Genomic DNA, 18,128 nt, shown 5'->3' with positions numbered 1-18,128 from the left:
GCCGCCGTCAGAACAGCGTGGCCTCCTCGGGCGCGGCCAGCTCCTCCTGGAGTTCGGGGCCGTTGTTGCGGACGTTGCTGACGGCGGTGGCGACGGGGTAGGCGCGCATCAGTCCGCCCTCCGGCGGGGCGGTCAGCGCGCGCAGCTCCTCGCTGTCGGTGCGCGCGGGGTCGAGCCAGGCGTCCCAGCGGTCGGGGGTCAGCATCAGGGGCATCCGGGGGTGGATGTCGGCGAGTGCGGACGGGCCCTCGGCGGGGGCGACGGCGAGCGCGGTGGTCTCCGCCTCGGTGGTGAGCACGGAGCAGGTCGCCCACCACGCCTGCGGGTGGTCGGGCGGGAGGGTGGCGTCGCGCCAGAACTCGTAGAGCCCGGCCATCGCGAAGACGGACCCGTCGGCGGGGGTCACGAAGTACGGCTGCTTGCGGGGCCGCTTCTTCTTCCCCTGCTCCTCCATCTGCCGCTCGTCGGCGCCGGTCATCCACTCGTAGTAGCCGTCGGCGGGGAGGATGCAGCGGCGCTGGAGGAAGGCCTTGCGGAAGGAGGGCTTCTCGTGGACGGTCTCGGCGCGGGCGTTGATCATCCGCGCGGCGCCCTCCGGCGTCTTGGACCAGGAGGGTACGAGGCCCCACTTGAGGGTACGGAGCTGGCGAACCGGACGACGGTCCGCCGCGTCTTTCAAGGGACGTTCGAGTACGGCGTAGACCTCCTTGGTCGGCGCCACGTTCCAGTCGGGGTCCAGGGTCTCGTCCGGGTCCCACCGCTCCACCTGGAAGAGTCCGGTCAGGTCCTCGGGCCGCCGGCTCGCCGCATAACGTCCGCACATGTCTGCCAGCCTGCCACGAAACCCCGCACCCGCCGCAAGGAGTCCCAGCCGCAATGGACAGCAACGAACTGGGCGCCCTGTGGGACCGGGTGTTCGGCACCCAGCCCGCGCCGGAGCAGTGGCTGGTGGTGGTGACCGCGACCGCCGCGCTCGTCGCCGTCGTACCCAACGCGCTGTGGCGGCTGACCCGCAACTCGATCACCATCGCCCACGAGGGCGGCCACGGGCTGATCGCCCTGCTCACCGGGCGGCAGCTCTCCGGCATCCGGCTGCACTCGGACACCAGCGGGCTGACCGTCAGCCGGGGCAAGCCGACCGGCATCGGCATGATCCTCACCGCGGCGGCCGGCTACACCGCGCCCTCGCTGCTCGGCCTCGGCGGCGCCTGGCTGCTGACCAACGGCCGCATCACGCTGCTGCTGTGGCTGGCCACCGCGCTGCTCGCGGTGATGCTGGTGATGATCCGCAATCTGTACGGGGCGCTGACCGTGATCTTCACGGGCTCCCTCTTCCTGCTGGTCTCCTGGCTGACCTCGGCCGCCGTACAGTCGGCGTTCGCGTACGCGGTGGTCTGGTTCCTGCTGATGGGCGGGGTCCGGCCGGTCTTCGAGCTCCAGTCCAAGCGGCGGCACGGCGGCGCCCCCGACTCCGACGCGGACCAGCTGGCCCGGCTGACGGACGCCCCGGCCTGGCTCTGGCTGTTCCTCTTCCACGCGGTGTCGCTCTGCTCGCTCATCGGCGGCGGACGCTGGCTGCTGGGGGTCTGACCGGCGCGTGCGACGCCCCGGGCCGGCCCGTCCGGGAGCCGCTTGCCGGACCGGCCCTCAGGGCCTCTCGTCGGGCCCGTGCCGACCACCCCGCCCCTCGCGCCCGGCACGGGCCCGACGAGAGGCCCTAAAGTGAGGGCATGACCGAAAGTTCCGTGCACCCCGCCCTCTGGCCCGCCCCCCACGCGAGCGGCCCCGTCGACGCGACCGTCACCGTGCCCGGTTCCAAGTCGGTCACCAACCGCGCGCTGGTCCTGGCCGCCCTCGCCGCCGAGCCCGGCTGGCTGCGTCGCCCGCTGCGCTCGCGCGACACCCTGCTGATGGCCCAGGCGCTGCGCGCGATGGGCGTCGGCATCGAGGAGACGGTGTCGTCGAGCTCGTCGGCCACCGGCGGCCCCGACGTCACCGGCGAGGCGTGGCGGGTCATCCCCGCCGGGCTGCACGGCCCGGTCACCGTCGACGTCGGCAACGCCGGTACGGTCATGCGCTTCCTGCCCCCGGTCGCCACGCTCGCGGACGGTCCGGTCCACTTCGACGGCGACCCGCGTTCCTACGAGCGTCCGTTGCACGGCGTCATCGACGCGCTGCGGACGCTCGGCGCCCGGATCGAGGACGGCGAGCGCGGCTCGCTCCCGCTGACGGTGCACGGCGCGGGCGCGCTGGAGGGCGGTCCGGTACGCATCGACGCCTCCGCCTCCTCGCAGTTCGTCTCCGCGCTGCTGCTCTCCGCCCCCCGGTTCAACCAGGGCGTGGAGGTACGGCACGTGGGCTCGTCGCTGCCGTCGATGCCGCACATCCGGATGACGGTGGAGATGCTGCGCGCGGTCGGCGCCCAGGTGGACGAGCCGGAGACGGGCGGCGAGCCGGACGTCTGGCGGGTCTCCCCCTCGGCGCTGCTCGGCCGCGACCTGACGATCGAGCCCGACCTCTCCAACGCCCAGCCGTTCCTGGCCGCCGCCCTGGTGACCGGCGGGCGCGTCACCGTACGCGACTGGCCGGAGCGCACCACGCAGCCCGGGGACGCGCTGCGCGAGCTGTTCACCGCGATGGGCGGTTCCTGCGAGCTGACCCCGCAGGGCCTCACCTTCAAGGGTTCGGGCCGCATCCACGGCATCGACGCGGACCTCGGCGAGGTCGGCGAGCTGACGCCGGGCATCGCGGCCGTCGCGGCGCTCGCCGACTCCCCGTCCACGCTGCGCGGGGTCGCCCATCTGCGGCTGCACGAGACGGACCGGCTGGCGGCGCTCACCAAGGAGATCAACGAGCTCGGCGGCGATGTCACCGAGACGGCGGACGGCCTGCACATCCGGCCGCGCCCGCTGCGCGGCGGGGTGTTCCACACCTACGACGACCACCGGATGGCGACGGCGGGGGCGATCATCGGCCTGGTGGTGCCCGGGGTGGAGATCGAGAACGTGGGGACGACCGCGAAGACGCTGCCGGACTTCCCGGACATGTGGACCGGCATGCTCGGTGCCGGGGCCTAGAAGATGCGCCGCTACGGGAAGAACCCCGACGAGGACGACATCCGCGTCCGCCCGAACCGCAAGGGCAACCGCCCCCGCACCCACACCCGGCCCAAGCACGAGGACGCCGAGGACGGCATGGTCCTCACGGTCGACCGGGGCCGGCTGACCTGCCTCGTCGAGGGGCGCACGGTCGTCGCGATGAAGGCCCGCGAGCTGGGCCGCAAGGCCGCCGTGGTCGGCGACACCGTGTCGATCGTCGGGGACCTCTCCGGCGACAAGGACACCCTGGCGCGGATCGTCCGCATCGGCGAGCGCCGCTCGGTGCTCCGGCGCACGGCCGACGACGACGACCCGTTCGAGCGGGTGGTGGTGGCCAACGCCGACCAGCTCGCCATCGTCACGGCGCTCGCCGACCCGGAGCCGCGCCCGCGCATGATCGACCGGTGCCTCGTCGCCGCGTACGACGGCGGGCTGACCCCGCTCCTGGTGCTCACCAAGTCGGACCTGGCCTCCCCGGACAAGCTCCTGGAGGCGTACACCCCGCTGGGCGTGCCGTTCATCGTCACCAACCGGGACGAGCTGGCGAACGGCGACGCGGCCGACCGGGTGCGCGAGCAGCTGAACGGCAAGATCACCGCCTTCGTCGGGCACTCCGGGGTCGGCAAGACCACGCTGGTCAACGCCCTGGTGCCGGAGGACCGGCGGCGTACGACGGGCCATGTCAACGCGGTCACCGGGCGGGGCCGGCACACCACCACGTCGGCGCTGGCGCTGCCGCTGCCCGACGGTATGGGCTGGGTGGTCGACACTCCGGGCGTGCGTTCGTTCGGGCTGCACCACATCGACCCGTCCCGGGTGATCAACGCGTTCCCCGACCTCCAGCCCGGCACCGAGGACTGCCCGCGCGGCTGCACCCACGACGACAACGCGCCGGAGTGTGCGCTCGACGCGTGGGTGGCCGGCGGACACGCCGACCCGGCGCGGCTCTACTCGCTGCGCCGGCTGCTGGCGACGCGCGAACGCCGCGAGGGCGACTGACTGGGGAGCGCACCGGTATCACCGGCGGGTCCGCCCGCCGCGACTCGCGCACGTTTGCGACCGTGCGACGGTGGTAGGGGCATAATCGCAGCGAGCAGGCGGACCGGTCACCGAGGCGGAGGACTACGGACGATGGCGTGGCTGCTGGTCGTGGTCGCAGGACTGCTGGAGACCGGCTTCGCCGTGTGTCTGAAGCTCTCGCACGGTTTCACCCGGCTCTGGCCGACGATCGCGTTCGCGGCGTTCGCGCTCGCCAGTTTCGGCCTGCTGACCCTCTCCCTGCGGAAGCTCGACGTGGGCCCCGCCTACGCGGTGTGGACCGGCATCGGGGCGGCCGGTACGGCGATCTACGGCATGGTCTTCCTGGACGACGTGGTGTCCGTACTGAAGCTCGTCTCGATCTCGCTGGTGATCATCGGCGTGATCGGCCTCCAGCTCTCCGGCTCGGCGCACTGACCTCTGCCGCACGCGTGTGCTCCGACCGGGAGACGTGCTCCGTCCGGGTGGCGCCGGGCCGTGTGGCCCCGCGCGGACCTGGCTGGATACTGTGACGGCATGCCCGACTACCACGATGATCTGCGACTCGCCCACGTACTGGCGGACGCCGCCGACGCGGCGACGATGGACCGGTTCAAGGCTCTCGACCTCAAGGTGGAGACCAAACCGGACATGACTCCGGTGAGCGAGGCCGACAAGGCCGCCGAGGAGCTGATCCGCGGCCATCTGCACCGGGCCCGCCCGCGCGACGCGATCCTGGGCGAGGAGTACGGGCTGGAGGGCACCGGCCCCCGGCGCTGGGTGATCGACCCGATCGACGGCACCAAGAACTACGTGCGCGGGGTACCGGTCTGGGCGACCCTGATCTCGCTGATGGAGGCGGGCGAGGACGGTTTCCAGCCGGTGGTCGGCGTGGTCTCCGCGCCCGCGCTCAACCGGCGCTGGTGGGCGGCGAAGGGGTCCGGCGCGTTCTCCGGCCGCAGCCTCACCGCCGCGACCCGGCTCCAGGTCTCGCAGGTCGGGCAGATCTCGGATGCCTCCTTCGCGTACTCCTCGCTGACCGGCTGGGAGGAGCAGGGGCGGCTCGACGGCTTCCTCGACCTGTCGCGGGCCTGCTGGCGGACGCGGGGATACGGCGACTTCTGGTCGTACATGATGGTCGCCGAGGGCGCCGTGGACATGTGCGCGGAGCCCGAGCTCTCGCTCTGGGACATGGCGGCCACCGCGATCGTGGTGCAGGAGGCCGGCGGCAGCTTCACCGGCCTGGACGGCGTCCCCGGCCCGGGCGGCGGCAACGCGGCCGCGTCGAACGGCCTGCTCCACGACGAACTGCTGGGCTATCTCAACCAGCGCTACTGACGGCCGCACCGCCGGGCCAGGGGGTACGGACCCGGTCGGCGGAGCGCCCGGGGCGCCCGGGGGCCACAGGGCGTGCGCGCGCACGCCCTGTGGCCGCCTCGCGCACCTCTTGTCGGGTCCCGGGCGGGGTGCCATCCTGAAACCCCCGCTTGTGAACTTGTGAATCGGCTCACGTTCCGGCCGTTCCACCAAGGAGGTGCCCCCGTCATGCTGGTCCGAGACGCCATGACCACCGTGGTGCTCACCATCGGCCCCACCCACACACTCCGCCAGGCAGCCGCGCTGATGTCGGCCCGCCGCGTCGGGGCCGCCGTCGTCCACGACCCGGACACCTGCGGATTCGGCATCATCACCGAACGCGATGTCCTCGACGCGGTCGGGCTCGGCCAGGACCCCGACCGGGAGGCCGTGGCCGGCCACACCACCACGGACGTGGTCTTCGCCGCCCCCACCTGGACCCTGGAAGAGGCCGCCGAGGCCATGACGCACGGCGGGTTCCGTCATCTGATCGTGCTGAACGACGACGGCCCGGTCGGGCTGGTGTCGGTCCGCGACATCATCCGCTGCTGGGCCCCGGTCCGCCGCCACCCGGTCGAGCTGGCCGGCTGACCAGAGCTTCCGGGGCGCCGGAACAGCGAGGACGGGCCGGACACCCATGGGTGGTGTCCGGCCCGTCCTGGCGTACGCGGTGCGACGCGGTCGGTGGTCAGGCGCGCAGGGCCTGGACCGCGTCCTCCAGCCGCTCGCCGAAGTCGCCGTCGGCCCGGCGGAAGTTGTTCACCGCGCGCTCGGCGATCCCGTCGCGCGAGACCTTGGCGATGAACTGGGCGAGGTTGTCGATCAGCCGCGCCTTCTCGTCCTCGGAGAGCAGCCGGTAGAGGTTGCCCGCCTGCACGAAGTCGTCGTCCTCGGCGTGACTCGGCGCCTCGTGGTTGCCGGTGGTTCCGTCGACCGGGACGGGCTGCCAGAGCGGCCGGCCGGTCTGGGCCGGGCCGCCGAAGCTGTTCGGCTCGTAGTTCTTCGAACCGGCGTGACGGCCGTCGTAGAGGTAGCCGTCGCGGCTGTTGGTCCGCGCCTCTGTGGCGTGCGGGCGGTTCACCGGCAGGTGGTCGGCGTTGATGCCGACGCGGTAGCGGTGGGCGTCGCCGTACGCGAAGAGGCGGCCCTGGAGCATCTTGTCCGGGGACGGGCCGATGCCGGGCACGAAGTGCGCGGGGCTGAAGATGGACTGCTCGACCTCGGCGAAGATGTTCTCCGGGTTGCGGTTGAGCTCCAGCTTCCCGATCTCGACCGGCGGGTAGTCCCCGTGCGGCCACACCTTGGTGAGGTCGAACGGGTTGAAGCGGTAGGTCGCCGCGTCCGCCGCGGGCATGATCTGCACCTGTACGGTCCAGGACGGGAAGTCGCCGCGCTCGATGGCCTCGCGCAGGTCGCGCTGGTGGCTGTCGGGGTCGACGCCGGAGAGGCGGTTGGCCTCCTCGGTGGTGAGGTTCTTGATGCCCTGGTCGGTCTTGAAGTGGTACTTGACCCAGAAGACCTCGCCGGCCTCGTTGTTCCACTGGTAGGTGTGCGAGCCGTACCCGTTCATGTGGCGCAGCGTCGCCGGTATCCCCCGGTCGCCGAAGAGCCAGGTGACCTGGTGGGTCGACTCGGGCGACAGCCCCCAGAAGTCCCAGACGTTGTCCGCCTCCTGCGAGCCGGTGTACGGGTCGCGCTTCTGGGTGTGGATGAAGTCGGGGAACTTGATGGCGTCCTTGATGAAGAACACCGGGGTGTTGTTGCCGACGAGGTCGTAGTTGCCCTCTTCGGTGTAGAACTTCAGCGCGAAGCCGCGGGGGTCGCGTACGGCGTCGGCGGAGCCGAGGTTCCCGGCGACGGTCGAGAAGCGGAGGAAGGTCTCCGTCTCCTTGCCGACCTCGGAGAGGAACGCGGCGCGCGTCCACTGCGAGACGTCACGGGTCAGCGTGAAGGTGCCGTACGCACCGGCGCCGCGGGCGTGCACCACGCGCTCCGGGATGCGCTCCCGGTTGAAGTGGGCGAGCTTCTCCAGCAGCGCCTGGTCCTGCACGAGGACCGGACCGCCGATGCCCGCCGTCTCGCTGTTCTGGTTGTCGGCGACCGGCGCTCCGGCCTCCGTGGTGAGCGGTCCCTGCGTCACGTGCGCCTCCTGCGTGATGTCCGCCGCGCGCCCGCCGTCCCCCGGCGGCACGCACGGCCGTTCCCTCGGCTTCTGCCGGATTCGATCCTACAATGGACTTCGTCCAAGTCAAGCCAACATCCAAAGTCACATCAGTTCGGGACTCGCCTCCGCTCACTGTTACGCTGATGTCATGAGTGACCTGCTGGAACGACTCCGTGGACGCGGCTGGCGCATGACGGCGCAGCGCCGCGTGGTCGCCGAGGTCCTCGACGGCGAACACGTGCACCTGACGGCGGACGAGGTGCACGCGAGGGCCGTGGACCGACTGCCCGAGATCTCCCGGGCGACCGTCTACAACACCCTGGGCGAGATGGTGTCGCTCGGCGAGGTGCTGGAGGTCTCCACGGACCGCCGCGCCAAGCGGTACGACCCGAACGCCCGCCGCCCGCACCACCACCTGGTCTGCGCGAGCTGCGGAGCCATCCGCGACGTCCACCCCACCGGCAATCCGCTGGCGGACCTGCCGGCCGAGGAGCGCTTCGGCTTCACGGTGTCGGGCGTCGAGGTGACCTACCGCGGTCTCTGCCCGGACTGCGCGGCGACGACCGCCTGACAGCCACCCACCACGCACAGGTGACCGGCCGGGGTTCCTCACCGGCCGGTCTTCTTCGCGCGTCTGCGCACCCGAACACGACAAAGGCCCGGATCCACTGGATCCGGGCCTTCGTCTTTCAGTAGCGGGGACAGGATTTGAACCTGCGACCTCTGGGTTATGAGCCCAGCGAGCTACCGAGCTGCTCCACCCCGCGTCGTTGTGAATGCAACATTACGTCACCCGCTCGGCCGTGGCAAATCCATTCAGCAGCGGGTGCCTGCCGGGGCACGCGGCGCGTCCCGGCAGGCGTCCGCTCACGCCGTGAGCTCCTGGTGCAGCGCCTCCTGGAGGCGGGCGGCGCGCTCCGCGACCTCGGCGGGCCCCAGCTCGACCGCGCGGGCGCACCAGCGCTGCCCCTCGGTGAGCTCGCCCCGGCGGGCGGCGAGCAGCGCGAGGCGGAGCGCCGCCCGGCCGTGGCCGTCATTGGCGGCGCGGCTCCACCAGAGGGCCGCCTCCCGCTCGCTGCCCTCGCGGGCCAGCAGCAGCCCGAGGTTGAAGGCGCCGTTGCGGCTGCCCGCCTCGGCGGCCTCGCGGTACCAGCGTGCGGCGTTCTCCACGTCGCCGCGGGCGGCGCAGAGCATGCCGACCCGGACCTGGGCGCGGCGGTGGCCCTGCTCGGCGGCGCGCTCGTACCACTCCTCGCACTCGGTCTTCTCCGGCATCGGCTCGCCGAGCACCGGCGTCGCGCGCGGCGGGCGCCGCGCGTCGAGGACCCCGGCCAGCCGGAAGGCGGCCTCGGCGCTGCCCCCGCCGGCGGCGGTACGCAGATGGCGTTCGGCCTCCTGGTCCTCGCCCCGGCGCAGCAGCGCCATGGCGACCTGGAGCGCCGCGTCGGTGTGCCCGGCGGCTGCCGCGCGCTTGTACCAGTTCAGCGCCGCGAGGTCCTCGTCCCGGCCGGCGTGCAGGATGCCGAGGTTGAAGGCGGCGTCCACGCTGCCCGCCTCGGCCGCCTTGGAGAACCAGGGTTCGGCGCCGGTCGCGTCGCCGGCCTGGAGGAGGAGTACGGCGAGCGCGTTGGACGCCTCGCGGTGGCCCGCGTAGGCGGCCCGGCGGTACCACTGCTCGGCCTGCGGGGTGCGGTCCTGGGCGGCGCAGAGCAGCCCGAGGTTGTACGCCCCGTTCACGTCGCCCGCGTCCAGGGCGGCCCGGTACCAGCGCTCGGCGGTCTGCGGCTCGCCGCGGTCGGCGTGCAGGGCGCCGAGCGCGTTGGCGGCGTTGCCGTCGCCCTCCTGGGCGGCGCGCAGCCACCACACGGCAGCGCTCTCCACGTCGCCGACGTCGCGCAGCAGGAAGGCGAGGGCGCACGCCGCGCGCGCCTCGCCGGCCCGTGCGGAGGTGAGGTACCAGCGCCCGGCCTCCTTGAGCTCGCCGCGCCGCTCCAGGATGGCGCCGAGGTGCAGCGCGGCGCGGCGGTGGCCCCGGGCCGCCGCCTGCCGGTACCACTGTTCGGCCTCGCCGACGCGTCCCTCGGCCGGACCCGCGACCGGGCCGTCGCCGGGGGCGCCGACGAGGTTCGCCGGGGGCTCGACGGCCTCGGCGGGCATCCGTCCGAGCCCGAAGGCCTGGTGCGGGTCCTCGACGGCGTTGCGCTCGATGGTCCGGGCCAGGCGGTACGCCGCCTCCCGGTGCCCCTGCTCGGCGGCGGCGCGCAGCCAGCGCTCGGCGCCCACGTCGCTGCGGTGCTCCAGCAGGTCGGCGAGGGCGTAGGCGCCCAGCGCGTGGCCCTGTTCGGCGGACTGGCGCAGCCAGTACTCGGCGCCCGGCTCGTCGCCCCGCTCGCGCAGGTGCCGGCCGAGCGCGTGCGCGGCGGAGGCGGAGCCGGCGACGGCCGCGATGCGCCACCAGCCGGCCGCCTCGTCCGGGTAGCCGCGCTGGTGCAGCAGGACGCCGAGGTTGTTGGCGGCGGCGCGGTCGCCGTCGGCGGTGGCCCCGCGCAGATAGGGCTCGGCGGCGTCGAGTTCGCCCCGGCGCAGCAGCAGTGCGCCGACGACGCTCATCGAGGCGGTGTCGCCCGCGTCGGCGGCACGCCGGTGACGCTCCTCGGCCTCGGCGGACTCGGCGGTCTCGGCGGTGCCGATCGCACCGGCGGTCCCGGCGTCTCCGGCATCGGTCATGTCGGCCGTGTCGGCCGCGTCCAAGGCCCCGGCGGTGGTGTCCGTGCTTCCTGGCGTGACGGTGACCCCCGTCGTCTCGGTGGCCCCGGTGGTGAAGTCGTCACTGTTCACGGCCTGCTCGGCGGCCCCCGCCGCCTCGGCGGTGACCACGGCCGACGCCGCGGCCGGCACCCCCTTGGGGCCCCGTGTCCGCCGTTGCACAAACCGCCCTGTCTCCAACAGAGTTGCCCTGTCCCCCATAAATACCATCGTCGCACCACCTGTAACCCGCGTACACCTGGTATATCGCGGACAGTGAGGTCACTTCAGCGTTTTGTCGACATGCCCACAGAGAGACAAGTCAAACACGACCCCCGGCAACTGGTGCCCCGCAAACCGCACTTCACGCCCGTTCTCCACAAGGGCGTCACGACATGACGAAGGCCCGGATCCAGTGGATCCGGGCCTTCGTATTTCAGTAGCGGGGACAGGATTTGAACCTGCGACCTCTGGGTTATGAGCCCAGCGAGCTACCGAGCTGCTCCACCCCGCGTCGTTGTGTTCAAACAGTACCACGGTGCGGGGGTGGGTTTTCCCGGCGGTTCTCCCGCCGGGCTCCCGGCCGGTTTCCCGGCCGGGAGCCCGGCGTCCTGCTCAGCTGCCCTGGTCGGCGGCGCCCTCCGTCGGGGCTGCCGTGTCCCTGGCCGTAGCGCCCGAGCCTGTGCCGGCCGCGGAGCCGCCCGCACCGGACTGGGCCTCGGCGGCCCGCTTGAGGGCGCTCTGCAGGTCGTCCTGGGCCTCGCCGTAGGCCGACCAGTCCTGCTCCTGGAGCGCCTTCTGGCCGGCGTCGTAGGCCTTCTGGGCGTCCGCGATGGCCTCCTTGAGCGCCGCGTCACCGGTGGCCGGTGGCTTGGTCGGCTCGGTCGGCTTCGTGGGCTCGGTGGGCTCGGTGGGCTGGGTCGTGCCGCCGTCCACGTCGAAGACCGCGTTCAGCGCCTCGCCGAGACTGTTCTCGAAGACGATCTTCGATCCGAACGAGGCGGCCACCTTGCGCAGCAGCGGGTAGTTCTGGTTGCCACCGCGCGTGTAGACCGGCTCGATGTAGAGGAACCCGCCGTCCAGGGGCACGGTGAGCAGGTTTCCGTACTCGATGTCCGAGTCGGTGCCCTTGAGGTTCCTCACGAACTCGGCGACGTCGTCGTTGCCGTTGAGCTCGCTCTGTACCTGCCCGGGCCCCTTCACCGTGTTGGTGACTCTGAGGAGTCTGATCGTGCCGTAGTCGTCGCTGGCCGCGTCGGCGTCCACCGCCATGAACGCCCCGAGGTCGGGGCGGCCTCTCGGGGTGAACGTCGTGGTCAGCGAGAACGTCTGCTGATCCTGGTCCGGCATCTTCATGGAGAGGTAGTACGGCGGAACGGAGCCCGGTTCCTTGTTGGTCGGGTCGTCCGGCACCTGCCACGCGTCACTGCCGCTGTAGAACTGCGCGGGGTTGGTGACGTGGTAGCGGGTCAGCAGCTCCCGCTGGACCTTGAAGAGGTCCTGCGGGTACCGCAGGTGGTCCATGAGTTCCTTCGGGATGGCGGACCTGTCCTTCACCGTCCCGGGGAACGCCTTGCGCCAGGTCTTGAGGACCGGGTCCTTCGTGTCCCACTCGTAGAGCGTGACGGTGCCGTCGTACGCGTCGACGGTGGCCTTCACCGAGTTGCGGATGTAGTTGACCTGGTTCTGCTGGGCGACGACCGCGCGCTGGTTGGTCGTCAGCGAGTCGGCCGTGGTGTCGCCCAGCGTCGTGCGCGAGGCGTACGGGTAACCGTTGGTCGTGGTGTACGCGTCGACGATCCACTGGATCCGGTGGTCGACGACCGCCGGGTAGGCGTCGCCGTCGATGGTCAGCCACGGGGCGACCGCCTCGACGCGCTCCTTGGGCGTGCGGTTGTAGAGAATCCGCGAGCCGTCGCCGATGGCCCCCGAGTAGAGGATCTGCGGCTCGCTGAACGAGACCGCGTAGGCGGCGCGGTTGAAGGCGCTGGCGAGGCTGACCCCGCTGTCACCCTTGTAACTGGTGGTCTTCTCGCCGTCGTCCTCGTAGTCGAGCTCCTTCTGGGGCCCGCCGACGATGGAGTACTGCTCGGTCTTCTCGCCGTAGTAGATCCGCTGCTCGTACTCGCCGAGCTTGCCCGTCGTCGGCAGTCCGGACTCGGTGAAGTCCGGGGAGCCGACGGGGTTGGTGCCCGTGCTGGTGCCCTTGGCCGCGATGGCGCCGTAGCCGTGGGTGTACGTGAAGTGGTCGTTGATCCAGTTCCGCTTGGGCAGGCCGGCGAGGTTGAGCTCGCGCAGACCGACGACGGTGTCCTGCTCCTTGCCGTCCTCTTCGTAGCGGTCCACGTCCAGCGTCGCCGGGAACTGGTAGTAGTTCCGCTTCTGCTGGAGCTGCTGGAACGCCGGGGAGACGACGTTGGGGTCCATCACGCGGTAACTCGCGGCGGCGTCGGCCTGGGTGCGCAGTGCGGCGCCCTCGGTCTCCGTGCTCTTGCCCGCGTAGTCGTCGACCTTCGCGTCGTCGATGTCGTACGCGTCGCGCGTCGCCTTGATGTTCTTCTGGATGAACAGGGCTTCCTTGGCCTGCTCATTCGGCTGGACCTGGAACTTCTGGACGATCGCCGGGTAGAGCCCGCCGATCAGGATGGCCGAGAGGACCATCAGCCCGAAGCCGATCACCGGCAGCTGCCAGGTGCGCCGCCAGAGCGTCGCGAAGAAGAGCACGGCGCAGATGACGGCGATGCAGAACAGGATCGTCTTCGCCGGAAGGTAGGCGTTGGCGTCGACGTACCGCAGGCCGGTCCAGTTGTCGGTGGCCTTGAAGTCGCTGGACTTCACGGCCAGTCCGTACCGGTCGAGCCAGTACGCCACGGCCTTCAGCGAGACGAAGACGCCCAGCAGCACCGAGAGGTGGCCGGTGGCCGCGCCGGTCGCGCGGGCGCCGGGGCTGGTGATCCGCAGGCCGCCGTAGAGGTAGTGCGTCAGGGCCGCGGCGATGAGCGACAGCACGACCGCGGCGAAGCCGAAGCCGAGCAGGAAGCGGTACCACGGCAGGTCGAAGGCGTAGAAGGAGACGTCCAGCTTGAACTGGGGGTCCTTCTGCCCGAAGGAGACGCCGTTGACATACATCAGCCAGGTGCGCCACTGGCCCGAGGCGGAGGCCCCGGAGATCAGCCCGACGAGCGCGGTGACCGCGAGGAGCACCCACTTCTTGAACGGGGCGACACCCATGCGGTAGCGGTCCAGGCTCTGCTGCTCCAGCGACATCGCGCTCAGCGGCGGCCGGAGCCGGTAGGCGAGCCAGACGTTGAGGCCGACGGCGAGCGCCATCAGCAGTCCGAAGACGAGGAACAGACCGATCTTGGTCCACAGCGTCGTGGTGAAGACCGACGAGTACGACACCGAGCGGTACCAGAGCCAGTCGGTCCAGAACCCGGCGAACATGATGAACGCCATGACGAGCGCCGCGAGGACGCCGAGCGTCATGAGGAGAGTACGGGCGCGCCGGGACGGGCGGCCGACTCTGATCCGTGGCCCGGTCGGGCCTCCGCCGCGGTCCGGCATCTGGAAAGCCAACGTGCGCACCTCGTACTTCGGGGTCGTGTGGAACGGGCTCAGCGATCGTAGAGCCCTTCCTTGCAACTTACGGAGGCTTTACCTAGTTCCCGTTCCGGGTGCGAAAGGAGGCAGGATATTGGTATGCCCAACGTTTCTTCCTCAGGCCCTCCGATGGCCTCGAATCCCCTCACCGTCGCGGTGCTCGAAATCGACGAGTACACCGCAGGTCTCGGATGGGACCGCCCCGCCCGCCTCTTCGCCCTCGTCGACACCGCCAGCCTGCGCGTCCAGGAGCCGGGCCTCGCCGCCCAGCTCGGGCTCGGCGCCGACGGTACGGTGCCCGCCGCCTTCACCCCCGTCGAGCAGGAGGAGATCCCCTCCGGCAAGCCGCTGGACGAGTTCCTCGCCACGATCGCCTGGCCGGCCGGGGTGGCGGGGTGCGCGCTGACGGTGGAGCGGCTCATGCTGCCGCCGTCCGCCGAGGCCTCCGTACCCGAGGGGCTCAGCGGCAAGAAGCTGACCGCGTGGGTGGCGGCGCACCCGGAGCGGCAGGAGGTCCGGATGACCGTGGCCGTGCTGCGGAACGGCAAGCGCGAGTCCGCGATCCGGCTGCGGGAGAAGGACTCCGCGAGCGAGGTCCTCACGGGCCCGTCGCTCGTCCCGGGGCTGGCCGACGCGCTGGCGGCGACCTTCGAGTCCTGAGGACGGCCTCCGGAGTCCGCCGCCGCGCGGGGACTCCGGAGGCCCCGCGTCAGCTCTTGGAGCAGCTCGGCAGGGCGGCGGTGTCCCCGGTGCGGATCTTGTCCATGGACTTCTTGGCGTCGGCCATCGTCTTGACCCGGACCAGGGTGAGTCCGGACGGGGTGTCGGCCGCGGCGGCGGCGCAGTTCTCGTCGGGGGTGAGGAAGTACCTCGCCCCGGCGTTCCGCGCGCCGATCAGCTTCATGGTGATGCCGCCGATCGGGCCGACCGTGCCGTCGTCGTCGATGGTGCCGGTGCCCGCGACGAACTTCCCGCCGGTGAGCTGACCCGGCGTGAGCTTGTCGACGATGCCGAGCGAGAACATCAGCCCGGCGCTCGGGCCGCCGACGTCGGCGAGGTTGATGTCGATGTCGAACGGGAAGGTGTGGTCGGTCCCGGCCTGGATGCCGACGATCGCGCGGCCGTCGTCGTCCGCCTTGCGGGTGGTGAGGGTGACGTCCTGGGTGCCCTCGGGCTCCTTGCCGGCCTTCTCCGCGGCGGCGGCGCGCTCGGCCGGGACGACCGTGAAGGTCACGTCCTGGCCCGGGTCGTGCTTGCTCACCAGCTCGGCGACGTCCGCCGGGTCCTTGATCCGGGTGCCGTCCACCGACTCGATCACGTCGCCCGCGTGCAGCTTGCCCTCGGCCGCGCCGCCCTTCACGACGGTCGACACGATGACGCGACTGGTCACCGGGATGCCCAGCTCCTTCAGGGCGGCGACCTTGGCGCTCTCCTGGGACTGGCTGAACTCCTCGGCGTTCTCCTGCGTCGACTGCTCCTCGGTCTTCCCGTCCGGGTAGAGGGTGTCGTGCGGCACGATCACGCTGTCGTGGGCCAGCCAGCCGTACAGGGCCTCGAACAGGTTCATGCTGTAGTCCGCGCCAGTGACGCGGACCGTCGTCATGTTGAGATGCCCCGACGTCGGGTACGTCTTGCGACCGGAGATCTTCAGTACCGGCTCGCCGCTCGCGTCGCCCAGGGTGTTGACGGTCGGCCCCGGGGACATCTCCGCGTACGGCACGGGCATCAGCACGCCCACCATGAGCAGCGCGAAGAAGATGAGGGTCGAGGCGAGCATCGTCGCGGTGCGGCGTGGCATGGAACGACAGTACGGGAAGCATCTGTCAGTCCACCGCCGGGGCCGGTCCGTACGGGGTCGGCGGGGCGGGGAGGCTCCGCGGAGGCCCACGGTCCGCTCGTGGCGCGGGACATGCGCGGCGGGAGCGGGGGCGTCGCGGGGCGACGCCCGGTTGGCGATCGCGTACGTCCGGCGCGGCAACTCCGGTGGCCGTCATGCGTCAGACGGCGTCGGAACCGGAGTGCGATCTCTCCATCGCTTCTCGGAAGCGGGCATACCCGGCAAGTTCGGTGACATCGCCGGTCGTGCGATTGCGTGCGGCCCAGCCTCCCCATATCGCCGCGCCGAGAGCGGCGAAAAGCGGAATCAAGAGCCATGCGAGTGCTGCCACTACGACCTCCCTACCCCATGAGCGACCGCAACTGACGGTCTGCAGATTAACCAGCGGCAGGACCAACGCTCGTGGCAGGGGGGCGGTTACGCAAATCGGGCCTGATCCGTGCCCGTACGGTTTGCGGCCGGGGATCTCCGGACCGGTCGTCGGGCCGGTTCAGCAGGCTCCGACCCACTCCTCGGTCCCGTCCAGGAACCGCTGGTGCTTCCAGATCGGCACCTCGTGCTTGAGGTCGTCGATCAGCTTCCGGCAGGCGTCGAACGCCTCCGCGCGGTGCGGGCAGGCCACGGCCACCACTACCGCCAGATCGCCCACGGCCAGTTCACCCACTCGGTGGACGGCGGCCAGCGCCCGGACCGGGAAGTCCGCGACGACCTTCTCCGCGACCCGGCGCAGCTCGTCCTCGGCGGACGGGTGGCAGGAGTAGCCGAGCGCCCCGACGTCCTGGCCCCCGTCGTGGTTGCGTACCGCTCCGACGAAGAGCGCGATCCCGCCGGCCGCGTCGTCGCCCACCGCGCGGAAGACCTCGTCGACGGAGAGCGGGGTGTCGCGGATCGCGAGGAGCCGGACGGGGTCGGCCGCCGCGCGCTCGCCGGGGTGATCGTCGAGAGATGCCATGGGGCCATGGTGCCGCACGACGCGGCCGCGACGGAAACATGCGTCCCGGTCGTAGGGAGGACCGGGCCGGGCGCGCCGGGACGAGGGCGGGTGGCCGCGGGATCAGATCCGGCGGCGCGCCTTGCGGGCGCGGCGGACCAGGGCGGCGGTGCCGAGCAGCGCGACCGTCGCCCCGGCGGCGCCCGCCGCGGTGGCGTCCTTGCGGCCGAGCCGGCGGCCGGCCAGGGTGTGGCGGCCCTCCACCTCTTCGAGGAGCGCGGCCAGCACGTCCTCGTTGGTCCAGCGGGGCCGCCAGCCGGCGTCGTGCAGCCGGCCCACGCTGACCACCCAGGGGTGCATCGTGTAGGCGAGGTCGCCGGCCGGGGAGGGGGTCAGCCCGATCCGGTGCAGCCGGGCGGCGGCGCCCAGTGCGACCGCGGAGGGCAGCTCCATCCGGCGTACCCCGCTGAGCTCCTCGACCTGCTCCTGTTCCAGCCACCCGTCGCAGCCGACCGCGAACTCCCCGTCGATCAGTTCCAGCGCGGCGTACTCCAGGGCGCTGACCAGGTCCTCCACGTGGCAGAACTGCCAGGTGGGCCGCGATCCGGCCACGACCAGCAGCCGGGGCGACTCGAAGTAGCGGGTGAGCGCGGTGTCCGTACCGCCGACCAGGACGGCCGGGCGGACGACGGTGACGTTCAGGCCGGGGTGGGCGCGCGGGGCGCGGCGGCCAAGGCGTTCGATCTCCAGCAGGTCGCCGACGCCGGTGGCCTCCGCCGTGGCACGGAGTTCGGCGTCCTCGGAGAGCGGGATGTCGTTGTCGGGCAGGGCGCCGTAGACCATCGCGGAGGTGCAGAGCACGACCCGGTGGACGCCCACGGCCGCGGCGGCGGTCAGCACGGTCTGGGTGCCGCGCACGTTGTACGCCGTACGGGCCGCCGCGTCGGTCTCCAGGTCGAGGTCGACGGCGAGGTGCACCACGACGTCCGCGCCGCGCAGTTTCTCGGCGATGGCGGGGTCCCGCACGTCGAGGACGTGCCAGGTCACCCCGGGGACGTCCGCGCGCCGCTCGTCGATCGCGACGACCTGCCCGATCTCGTCCGACGCGGCGAGGTGCGCGGTCAGCAGCGCCCCCACTCCGGTCGCCGCGCCGGTGATCGCGACGACGGGGCCCCGCTTCCCGGAAATGTTTTTCTCGGGCTTCCTGCCGGTCGTGGGGTCGGTCAGGTTTCGCGCTCCGCGAACCTGAGGATCTGGGGAACTCACCAGGCGTCTCCAGCGGTTGTCTTCAGTACGTACCCGAGTGAGGCGTGCGTACCTGGTGGCGTCCATCCTGCCGCAGCCCGCGTCCCGGCGGAGCACTGAGCCCCTGAGCCGGAG

At 71.7% G+C, this 18,128-nt stretch carries 15 protein-coding genes and 2 tRNA genes; 8 read left to right on the top strand and 9 right to left on the bottom strand.

Annotation, left to right across the window (positions count from 1 at the left end; translation table 11 throughout):
• Nucleotides 1-7: 7 nt before the first annotated feature.
• Nucleotides 8-823 (bottom strand): SOS response-associated peptidase, encoded by an 816-nt coding sequence (locus OG599_RS23130; protein ID WP_327177892.1) that lies wholly within the window; start codon nucleotides 821-823, stop codon nucleotides 8-10.
• Nucleotides 824-876: 53 nt separating this feature from the next.
• On the opposite strand from OG599_RS23130, the gene OG599_RS23125 reads away from it, so the two are divergent.
• The 6 genes from OG599_RS23125 to OG599_RS23100 all read left to right on the top strand — a co-directional run bounded on the left by OG599_RS23125 (nucleotide 877) and on the right by OG599_RS23100 (nucleotide 6,062).
• Entirely contained in the window at nucleotides 877-1,590 is a 714-nt protein-coding gene (locus OG599_RS23125) for a M50 family metallopeptidase (RefSeq protein WP_327177891.1), read from the top strand.
• 140 nt (nucleotides 1,591-1,730) lie between these two features.
• Nucleotides 1,731-3,077 (top strand): 3-phosphoshikimate 1-carboxyvinyltransferase, encoded by a 1,347-nt coding sequence (aroA, locus tag OG599_RS23120; RefSeq protein ID WP_327177890.1) that lies wholly within the window; start codon nucleotides 1,731-1,733, stop codon nucleotides 3,075-3,077.
• A gap of 3 nt (nucleotides 3,078-3,080) precedes the next feature.
• Nucleotides 3,081-4,097 carry a ribosome small subunit-dependent GTPase A gene (rsgA, locus tag OG599_RS23115; protein WP_327177889.1) on the top strand — a complete coding sequence of 339 codons (1,017 nt, stop codon included), beginning with the start codon at nucleotides 3,081-3,083 and terminating at the stop codon, nucleotides 4,095-4,097.
• A gap of 132 nt (nucleotides 4,098-4,229) precedes the next feature.
• Nucleotides 4,230-4,553, top strand: a complete 324-nt coding sequence (locus tag OG599_RS23110) for a DMT family transporter (RefSeq protein ID WP_327177888.1) — start codon at nucleotides 4,230-4,232, stop codon at nucleotides 4,551-4,553.
• A gap of 99 nt (nucleotides 4,554-4,652) precedes the next feature.
• On the top strand, nucleotides 4,653-5,453 hold the full coding sequence (gene hisN / locus OG599_RS23105; RefSeq protein WP_327177887.1) for a histidinol-phosphatase: 801 nt from the start codon (nucleotides 4,653-4,655) through the stop codon (nucleotides 5,451-5,453).
• A gap of 207 nt (nucleotides 5,454-5,660) precedes the next feature.
• Entirely contained in the window at nucleotides 5,661-6,062 is a 402-nt protein-coding gene (locus OG599_RS23100) for a CBS domain-containing protein (RefSeq protein ID WP_327177886.1), read from the top strand.
• 97 nt (nucleotides 6,063-6,159) lie between these two features.
• On the opposite strand, the gene OG599_RS23095 is transcribed toward OG599_RS23100, so the two are convergent.
• Entirely contained in the window at nucleotides 6,160-7,629 is a 1,470-nt protein-coding gene (locus OG599_RS23095) for a catalase (protein WP_327180152.1), read from the bottom strand.
• A 154-nt stretch (nucleotides 7,630-7,783) separates the two neighbouring features.
• Between OG599_RS23095 and OG599_RS23090 the strand changes: the two genes are divergently transcribed.
• The gene (locus OG599_RS23090; RefSeq protein WP_327177885.1) at nucleotides 7,784-8,206 is read left to right on the top strand and encodes a Fur family transcriptional regulator; all 423 of its coding nucleotides are present in this window, start codon (nucleotides 7,784-7,786) and stop codon (nucleotides 8,204-8,206) included.
• Nucleotides 8,207-8,328: 122 nt separating this feature from the next.
• Here the strand turns inward: OG599_RS23090 and OG599_RS23085 are convergent.
• From OG599_RS23085 to OG599_RS23070, 4 genes are all read right to left on the bottom strand, one after another.
• Nucleotides 8,329-8,402, bottom strand: a tRNA-Met gene (locus tag OG599_RS23085).
• Between the two features lie 100 nt (nucleotides 8,403-8,502).
• A complete protein-coding gene (locus OG599_RS23080; protein ID WP_327177884.1) occupies nucleotides 8,503-10,611 on the bottom strand; it encodes a tetratricopeptide repeat protein in 2,109 nt (702 codons plus the stop codon).
• A 209-nt stretch (nucleotides 10,612-10,820) separates the two neighbouring features.
• Nucleotides 10,821-10,894 (bottom strand) — tRNA-Met (locus tag OG599_RS23075).
• Nucleotides 10,895-10,995: 101 nt separating this feature from the next.
• Nucleotides 10,996-13,944, bottom strand: a complete 2,949-nt coding sequence (locus OG599_RS23070) for a UPF0182 family membrane protein (RefSeq protein ID WP_327180151.1) — start codon at nucleotides 13,942-13,944, stop codon at nucleotides 10,996-10,998.
• Between the two features lie 135 nt (nucleotides 13,945-14,079).
• Here OG599_RS23070 and OG599_RS23065 point away from each other — a divergent pair, with 135 nt between their 5' ends.
• Nucleotides 14,080-14,640 carry a PPA1309 family protein gene (locus tag OG599_RS23065; RefSeq protein WP_327177883.1) on the top strand — a complete coding sequence of 187 codons (561 nt, stop codon included), beginning with the start codon at nucleotides 14,080-14,082 and terminating at the stop codon, nucleotides 14,638-14,640.
• 49 nt (nucleotides 14,641-14,689) lie between these two features.
• On the opposite strand, the gene OG599_RS23060 is transcribed toward OG599_RS23065, so the two are convergent.
• From OG599_RS23060 to OG599_RS23050, 3 genes are all read right to left on the bottom strand, one after another.
• The gene (locus OG599_RS23060; protein WP_327177882.1) at nucleotides 14,690-15,778 is read right to left on the bottom strand and encodes a YlbL family protein; all 1,089 of its coding nucleotides are present in this window, start codon (nucleotides 15,776-15,778) and stop codon (nucleotides 14,690-14,692) included.
• A 529-nt stretch (nucleotides 15,779-16,307) separates the two neighbouring features.
• On the bottom strand, nucleotides 16,308-16,769 hold the full coding sequence (locus tag OG599_RS23055; RefSeq protein ID WP_327177881.1) for a molybdenum cofactor biosynthesis protein MoaE: 462 nt from the start codon (nucleotides 16,767-16,769) through the stop codon (nucleotides 16,308-16,310).
• A 102-nt stretch (nucleotides 16,770-16,871) separates the two neighbouring features.
• Complete coding sequence (locus OG599_RS23050) at nucleotides 16,872-18,014, bottom strand: SDR family oxidoreductase (RefSeq protein WP_327177880.1); 1,143 nt, start codon at nucleotides 18,012-18,014, stop codon at nucleotides 16,872-16,874.
• Nucleotides 18,015-18,128: the final 114 nt, after the last annotated feature.

The organism is Streptomyces sp. NBC_01335 (assembly GCF_035953295.1).
In the GTDB taxonomy this organism is placed as follows: domain Bacteria; phylum Actinomycetota; class Actinomycetes; order Streptomycetales; family Streptomycetaceae; genus Streptomyces.
The sequence above is the reverse complement of the archived record's forward strand: the minus strand, read 5'-3'. Positions and strand labels throughout refer to the sequence as shown.